An 8,290-nucleotide genomic window follows, 5' to 3' on the forward strand; every position below is an offset into this window, starting at 1 on the left:
TTGATCACGTTAGATTGACTATTCCCTTGATAGAGAGGTTGACCTTTAATCACCATCACATCGGGATAGGTGTAAATACTATAATCTGACAGCCATAAACGCACCGTTTCCATGTAGGTATAATAATCTTGATTATTGATAGTCAGAGGAAATCTTCGATAGAAGTTTCCAGCAATCTGATTGTGATTAGTGGTAGCTCCTACCATTGGGATAATTTCTCCTTGACGATATTCATTTTTATCTTCGGACGTTTCCTCTAGAGCTAGATATTCTTCGGGAGTATAATATTTAGTTTCGGTAGTGGTTAACATTTTTGACTATCCTTCCTATTCTATTTTCTAGGATACAGCATTTCCCTAAAAAGAGATAAAGTTATCCTTGAGCAAGGTTATCAATTGAGTTGTTCGGAAAAGTGTATCTTAAATAGGGTCTGCTGAAAAAGTTTTTCCTAGGGGCAGGGTGTAGGGTGTGGGGTGTGGGGTGTGGGGTTTTACCGATTTTCAGGTGGTCAACTACCTAATTTTCAGGGAAAAAGTACCTGAATTTTCCCCCGATCCCCGCAATGGCTGGCACTTTTTGAGGGAAAACAAGTCTAAAAGTCTTATCCAACAAGGTTTTTAGATTTATTCAGCAAACCCTAAGTACCTAATAGCATTTTTCACCCTGAAACCTCGATTTTTAGTACAATATTACTGCAATACTAAAAGCAGTGAACGAGTAAACAGCGATGATCACCGGCGAATTAAAATCCAAAATAGATAAACTTTGGACAACCTTCTGGAATAACGGCATTAGTAACCCGCTTTCGGTAATCGAGCAGATTTCCTATTTACTCTTCATCAAGCGCCTAGATGACCTAGAACTAGCTAAGGAGCGTAAATCCCAACGATTAGGCGAAAATCTCGAAAATCCCACCTTTTCCCCCAGCCAACAGCATATCCGTTGGTCCCGCTTCAAAAATATCGATGATGCCGAGACAATGCTCCAGATTGTCCGGGATGAAGCGTTTCCCTTTATCAAAGATCTGGGACAGTTTTCTAAGGGTAGCACCTACGCTAAACACATGAAGGACGCGGTGTTTCTCATCGCCTCCCCGGCCCTGCTGGCGACGGTAATCGAGCAAATTGAAAAAATCCCCATGGAGGATCGGGACACCAAAGGCGACCTTTACGAATATATGCTCTCGAAACTGAGTACAGCCGGGACTAACGGACAGTTTCGCACACCGCGCCATATTATCAAAATGATGGTGGAGTTATTAGCGCCAGGACCCCGGGAAGTTATCTGTGATCCGGCCTGTGGCACAGGAGGCTTTTTAGTGGCGGCTGCCGAGTATGTGCGGGAGTTAAAGGACAGCGAGGGGGGACGTTTGCTCCTTGAACGCGGCAACCTAGAGCATTTCAATAACCAAATGTTCCACGGTTTTGATTTCGATGCGACGATGTTACGCATTGGCAGTATGAACCTGATGTTACACGGTATCGAGCAGCCGATTATCGAGGCCCGGGATTCCCTATCGGAGGATCACGCCGGGGTAGAGGATAGTTTTACCATGATTCTGGCTAATCCACCGTTTAAGGGTTCGGTGGAGAAGTCCACTATTGCCAAGGATTTATCGAAAATCATCGACACCACTAAAACCGAGTTATTATTCATGGCCCTGTTTTTGCGCTTGCTGAAGACGGGGGGAAAAGGTGCGGTAATTGTGCCGGATGGGGTGCTATTTGGCTCGTCCAAGGCCCATAAGGACATCCGCACCATCTTGGTAGAAGAACATAAGCTCGAGGGGGTGATATCGATGCCGTCGGGGGTGTTTAAACCTTACGCGGGGGTATCTACCGCAATCCTGATTTTTACGAAGCTGGGGGTAAGGGAAAAGGGGACTGACTTTGTTTGGTTTTATGACATGGTGGCGGATGGTTTCTCTCTCGATGATAAGCGCCAACCGATTGCCGATAATGATATCCCAGACTTGCTGCGCTGTTGGCAGCAACGCGACTCCGCTAAGGATACCAATCGCCAAGGGAAGGCGTTTTTTGTGCCTCGCGAGGAGATTCAGGCCAATGCTTATGATCTATCAATTAACCGCTATAAAGAGATAGAGTACGAGGAAGTGAGCTATGAGCCGCCGAAGGTTATTTTACAGAAGTTAAGGGCTTTAGAGGCTGATATTCGTCAGGATTTGGACGCATTAGAGGAGATGTTAGGAGATTAGGAGATGAAAAATCTACAGCTAGAGGTTATTCTGCGGGAGATAAAAGATTATTTCCATCTGCTCTATCAAAACCAATTACAGAAAATCGTCCTTTACGGTTCCCAAGCACGGGAAGATGGACGGGAAGATTCTGATATCGATCTTTTGGTCATTCTTTCTGGTGTGGTGGATCCTTATCAGGAAATTGACCGCACGAGTGAATTTATCGCTAGGCTTTGCCTTGATTATAATGTGGTTGTTTCCCGTCATTTTATCTCTGCGGCAAAGTTCCAGAGCGGAGATAATCCATTTCTTGACAACATACGACGCGAAGGGGTTACGCTTTGAGCAATGATTGCATTGGTAGTTTTGCTCAACCGAAAGGATATTTGATTTATGCTGAGAAATAAGATTTGTCGGCATTTAGATTCCAAGAGAGTGGTGGGTTACGCTATCGCTAACCCACCCTACCCATTGAAGGGAGAAGAGTTCATAGTAGGGTGGGTTAGACGGCAACAATCTAGGCATTAAAGTCAATCTAACAATCCGTCGTAACCCACCGCTTTAGTCCACCGAAAGGATATTTGATTTATGCTGAGAAATAAGATTTGTCGGCATTTAGAGGGGATGTGATGACTGTAACGACAAAGCAACAGGTAATTAGTCTGCTAGAGCAAAATCAAGCCGAATTACGGCGATTGGGAGTTAGTCGCTGTGGTTTGTTTGGATCTTTTCGGACAGAGCAGACGACAGAGAAGAGCGATGTGGATATTTTGGTGGTGTTTCAACCCGGGATGAAGACGTTTAATAATTTTATGGATTTATGTTTCTTTTTGGAGGACTTGTTTGGTCGGAGTGTGGATCTGGTTACACCTGAGTCGTTGAGTCCTTTTTTTGGACAACGAATTCTCGATGAGGTGGAATATGTCCCCTGTAGTTCGTGAGTTTTAGTCCACCGAAAGGATATTTGATTTATGTTTGAAAATAAGATTGTTCAGGTTTTACACGCATTAAAGGAGATGTTGGGATGAGCAAACCGACTAAGTTGCCCGAAGGCTGGAAACTGGTAAGTTTGGGTGAAGTAGGAACCCTAATAAATGGAGATAGAGGTAAAAACTATCCAAGTCAAAAAGATTTTGTTGATAATGGAGTCCCTTTTATAAATGCTGGTCATATTCAAAATGGTGAAATAGATTTTGAATCGATGAACTTTATTTCTAGAAAAAGGTTTGACTTATTAGGAAGCGGAAAGGTTAAGTCTGGCGATATTTTGTACTGCTTAAGAGGCTCATTAGGCAAGACGGCAATTATCAAAGATATTCAGGAGGGAGCAATAGCATCTTCTTTGGTAATTATTCGACCTTCTGAACAAATTAGAACGGACTATTTCTATCGTTATTTAGCTAGTCCAATTGGACAGGCAGAAATTTATAAATATGATAACGGATCCTCACAACCTAACCTCTCAGCCCAAAGCCTCAAACAGTACCAGCTTCCCCTCCCACCCCTCGAAGAACAGCGAAGAATTGCGGCAATTTTAGATAAAGCGGATGGGGTGCGACGCAAGCGCAAAGAGGCAATTCGGTTGACTGAGGAGTTGTTAAAATCGACTTTCCTAGAGATGTTCGGTGATCCTGTTACTAATCCGAAAGGGTGGGAAGTTGAGAGCCTTGGGGATTTGGTAGAGTTTAGGACTGGAAAATTAGACTCTAATGCTGCTGTAGAAAATGGGAGATATCCATTTTTTACGTGTTCAAGAGTCCCTTTTAGTATTGACGAATATGCCTTTGATTGTGAGGCTCTTCTGTTGGCTGGCAATAACGCCAGTGCTGATTATTGGGTAAAGCATTATAAAGGCAAGTTTAATGCTTATCAGCGCACCTACATTCTCAATCTTAAAAACGAAAGAATTTCTTACTTTTATATGCAAAAAGCTTTAGATCTTCGATTAAATGAGCTTAAGCAATCTTCTAGAGGAACTAATACTAAATACTTAACTCTCACAATTTTGAAGCCAATCAAGATTCAACTTCCAAATATCGAAGTTCAGGATAAGTATGAGGCATTTTGTAGGAGCCAAGAAACTCAACGTGGAAGATTAACTCAAGCTTTTGAACAATCCGAAAATCTCTTTAATTCCCTTTTACAAAGAGCATTTAGGGGGGAACTGTAGCCATGGCAGCCGGCGGATTACTGCCATAATCTTGTGGGAAATACCATTAAAAAAGACCGTTAGACAATTAACCAAGATTCCTATCATCTCACACTGTCACGAGGGAAAAACCTAAATAAAATAACCGAACTTGCTGTTTTTTTATATAACTGTTAAACAATAATCAGGTAAAATATAGAGATAGCCAAAACTTTGGGGATAATAGACTGGGGAGCGCAATATGGACTCAAACTTCTCCTTCCTGCGAGATCAATTCCCGACAATCTACGATCATGCCAGCCAAGCGGAGGGATTAGTCTTCAGTAACCCCCGGGCTAGTTGCTTCTATACCCGTTTTGTCCTAGAGCAAATGGTCTGCTGGCTCTATGAAAACGACCCCTACCTGCAACCGCCCCGGGAAAGTAACCTAGGCGCTCTCATCCACGAGCAAACCTTTAAAGATAACCTTAAACCTGGACTTTTCGGCAAAATTCGCACCATCCACAAAGTCGGCAACAACGCCGCCCACCATACCAGCCCCATCAGTGAACGGGACTCCCTGCACCTGATCGAGGAACTATTTCATCTCACCTACTGGCTGGTGCGCTACTATGGGCAGAATGGGCGAAAATTGGGCGATATTAGCTTCGATCGCCAGAAGATACCGGCGGCCGCACCCCCCGCTCCCAAACAACTGCAAGACCTAGAAAAACGCCTGTCCCAAAGCGATGCCCTGCGCCAATTGGCCGAAGCAAAACAGCGCCAAACCGAGGCCGAACTCGCAGCCGCTAGGGCCGAACGGGATGCCCTCCTCGCCCAAAATCGAGCGATCGCTGACCGGCACGACTACAACGAAGCCGACACCCGCCGCTACCTGATCGATGTACTACTCCAAGAAGCCGGCTGGGATACCAAAGCCCCCAACGCCACAGAGTTCGAGGTGTGGGGGATGCCCATCCAAGAAGCGGGGGATACTGGGCGCGGTTTCGTCGATTATGTACTATGGGGCGACGACGGCAAACCCCTCGCCCTCGTGGAGGCAAAACGCACCAGCAAAAGCGCCGACAGCGGACAACAGCAGGCCAAACTCTACGCCGACTGCTTAGAAAAAAACTACAACCAACGCCCCGTTATTTTCTACAGCAACGGCTATGAAACCTATCTCTGGGATGATCTCGCCTATCCCCCCCGTCCCGTCCTCGGTTTCCTGCGAAAAACCGAGCTAGAACGGCTAATTTTCCGCCGTTCCCACCGTAAACGCCTCAGCAACACCGCCATTAACGAGGATATTGTCGGCCGCCCCTACCAGAAAGAGGCCATCCGCCGCATTACCGAAACCTTTGAAGAAAAGTGCGCCCGTAAGTCCCTATTGGTAATGGCCACCGGAACCGGCAAAACCCGAACCGCGATCGCATTGGTGGAACTGCTCAAGAGCGCCAATTGGGTAAACCGAGTCCTGTTTCTGGCCGATCGCAATGCCCTATTAAAGCAAGCCTATCGAGCCTTTCAGCGTCATCTACCCAGCGTTACCGTCCTGCATCTGACCCGCAGCAAGGACGTGACGGGGGCTAACGTCCTCTTCTCCACCTATCAAACCATGCTCAACGCCATCGATCGCATGGATGCAGAGGGGCGAATCTTTGGGGTGGGTTATTTTGACCTAGTGATCGTCGATGAGGCCCATCGCTCCATTTATCAGAAATACGGCGAAATATTCGATTATTTTGATGCCCTGCTGGTGGGGCTAACTGCCACGCCGCGCTCGGAAATAGACCGGGACACCTACCGCATTTTCCAGCTACCCCAGGGCTTGCCTACCTTCGCCTACGAGTTAAATGATGCCGTTAGGGATGGCCACCTCGTCCCCCCCAAGGGCGTTACTGTACCGTTTAAGTTTCTGCGTACTGGGGTTAAATACAGTGAGCTAACCCCACAGGAGCAGCTAGACTACGAGGAGAAGTTCCGGGACGAGGAAAGCGGCGAACTACCGCAGGCAATTAACGCAGCTGCCTTTAATGACTGGTTGTTCAATATCGACACCGTGGATCAAGCGTTAGAATTATTGATGCAACAGGGGCTAAAGGTCAACAGTGGCGATCGATTGGGTAAAACGATTATTTTTGCCCGTAATCACCGACACGCCCAATGTATCTGCGATCGCTTTAACAGTAACTATCCTCACTACAAAGGCCATTTCGCCAAAATTATTGACAGTCACGACAATTACGCCCAGAGTCTGCTCGATGACTTCAGCGAGGTCAACAAAGAACCGATTTTAGCCGTCTCGGTGGATATGCTCGATACCGGCGTAGATGTGCCGGAAGTGGTCAATTTGGTCTTTTTTAAGCCCGTATTCTCCCGGGTGAAGTTCAATCAGATGATCGGGCGCGGGACCCGTCTCTGTCAGGATTTGTTTGGGCCTGGCAACCATAAAACCGAGTTTCTGGTCTTCGACCTCTGCGGGAATTTCGAGTATTTCGAGCAGTATATCGATGAAACAAGCCAGAAAATACCCGAAAGCCTCACCAGTCGCCTAGTTAAACATAGCCTCGAGTTGGCAACCCGCCTCGCTCCCGCCCAGCCAAGCGCGACACCTAGGGCAAGAGAGCAGTCCTCTACTTACAAAGTCGAGCGGGCCGGCGACCTATACACGAGTTTGCTCGATGCACTCCATCAACACATCGCCACCATGCCCCGGGATAATTTCCTCGTGCGTCGTCGCTTGCCGCAGGTGGAAACCTTTAGTCAGCGTCAGCGTTGGAACAACCTCAGTCAGGAGGACGCGGCCACCATTGCCGACTGCTTGGCCGGTTTACCCAATAGTCTGCCCAATGAGGATCCCCTGGCCAAGGAATTCGACCTTCTCTGCGTGAAACTGCAATTAGCCATTCTCAAGGCCGACCGTAGTTATGAGCGATTGCGGGACAAAGTGCGGGATATTCTCGGTCAACTGGAGACTAAGCCCGATATCCCGATGATTAAGGGACAATTGGCCTTTATTCGCGAGGTGCAGGACGAAAGCTGGTGGACCGGCGCAACGCCGTCAATGGTGGAGGGGATTCGGGTGCGTGTCCGGGATCTGGTCAAGTTTATTGATCGCCAAAAGCAGCAGATCGTGATCACCGATTTTGTCGATGAGATGGGGGAGGTGCAGATTGTCGATATTCCCACCCATCAGACCGGTTTTAGTCGCGAACAGTATCGCCGGAAAGTGGAGGCCTATATCCGTCAGCATCAGGATCACCTTGCGATCGCTAAGTTGCGGCGCAATCTCCCCCTAACGGAGACGGATTTATCTGCCCTAGAGGAGATGCTATTTTCGGCCGCAGAAATTGAGAGCCGTCAGCGTTTTGAGGAGGTTTTTGGCCAGACAAAAAGCCTCAAGCTTCTGATCCTGGAAATCGTCGGACTTGATCCCGCAGGGATCCGCGTAGCGGCACGCCAGGCGGCTAAACAAGCTTTTGCCCGTTATTTGCAGGGGACAAACTTCTCGGCCAATCAAATCCGTTTTATCGAAAATATCATCGATATCCTCGCTAAAAACGGAGTTATCAATCCGGGGGCGCTCTACGAGCCTCCCTTTACTGATAACCATCCCGAAGGTCTAGATGGGATGTTTAATGATCAGGAAGCTGATCGGATCGTCTCGATTTTGCGATCATTTAATGAGTCCGTTGATGCGGTCTAAGAGTAAGCGCGGATGAAGAAATAAGAGCATGAAAACTGACACGATTTTTTATCAACTCTTTCAATCATTCCCCTCTATCTTCTTTGAATTAATTCAACTCCCTATCAGCGAAGCGAATAACTACCGCTTTGACTCAGTGGAAGTCAAACAACTTTCTTTTCGTCTTGATGGAGTCTTTCTGCCTCAAAATAATCACCCCCAGACTCCTATCTACTTCTGTGAGGTACAATTTCAAGAAGATGAGGCTTTTTATCAG

7 protein-coding genes are annotated in these 8,290 nt (G+C 47.0%); 6 read left to right on the plus strand and 1 reads right to left on the minus strand.

The genetic code is table 11. The features are described 5' to 3' along the window. Positions 1–311, minus strand: a 311-nt coding sequence (locus O9295_RS05565; protein ID WP_288032256.1) for a Uma2 family endonuclease, incomplete at its 3' end; no start/stop codon positions are given. Between the two features lie 416 nt (positions 312–727). Here O9295_RS05565 and O9295_RS05570 point away from each other — a divergent pair. The 6 genes from O9295_RS05570 to O9295_RS05595 form a co-directional block, all read left to right on the plus strand. Further along, a complete protein-coding gene (locus O9295_RS05570; RefSeq protein WP_288032258.1) occupies positions 728–2,215 on the plus strand; it encodes a type I restriction-modification system subunit M in 1,488 nt (495 codons plus the stop codon). Positions 2,216–2,218: 3 nt separating this feature from the next. Then, the gene (locus tag O9295_RS05575) at positions 2,219–2,542 is read left to right on the plus strand and encodes a nucleotidyltransferase domain-containing protein (protein ID WP_002750888.1); all 324 of its coding nucleotides are present in this window, start codon (positions 2,219–2,221) and stop codon (positions 2,540–2,542) included. Between the two features lie 284 nt (positions 2,543–2,826). Beyond that, positions 2,827–3,138: a nucleotidyltransferase family protein gene (locus O9295_RS05580; protein ID WP_002775244.1), complete on the plus strand. Its 312-nt coding sequence runs from the start codon at positions 2,827–2,829 to the stop codon at positions 3,136–3,138. Positions 3,139–3,221: 83 nt separating this feature from the next. Continuing rightward, entirely contained in the window at positions 3,222–4,367 is a 1,146-nt protein-coding gene (locus tag O9295_RS05585; RefSeq protein WP_288032261.1) for a restriction endonuclease subunit S, read from the plus strand. A 220-nt stretch (positions 4,368–4,587) separates the two neighbouring features. Beyond that, positions 4,588–8,034: a DEAD/DEAH box helicase family protein gene (locus tag O9295_RS05590; protein WP_288032263.1), complete on the plus strand. Its 3,447-nt coding sequence runs from the start codon at positions 4,588–4,590 to the stop codon at positions 8,032–8,034. A gap of 28 nt (positions 8,035–8,062) precedes the next feature. Next, on the plus strand, positions 8,063–8,290 hold a 228-nt coding region (locus tag O9295_RS05595), incomplete at its 3' end, for a DUF2887 domain-containing protein (protein WP_288032265.1).

Origin of the sequence: Microcystis sp. LE18-22.4A (genome assembly GCF_027531105.1) — a bacterium.
Classification (GTDB): Bacteria; Cyanobacteriota; Cyanobacteriia; order Cyanobacteriales; family Microcystaceae; genus Microcystis; species Microcystis aeruginosa.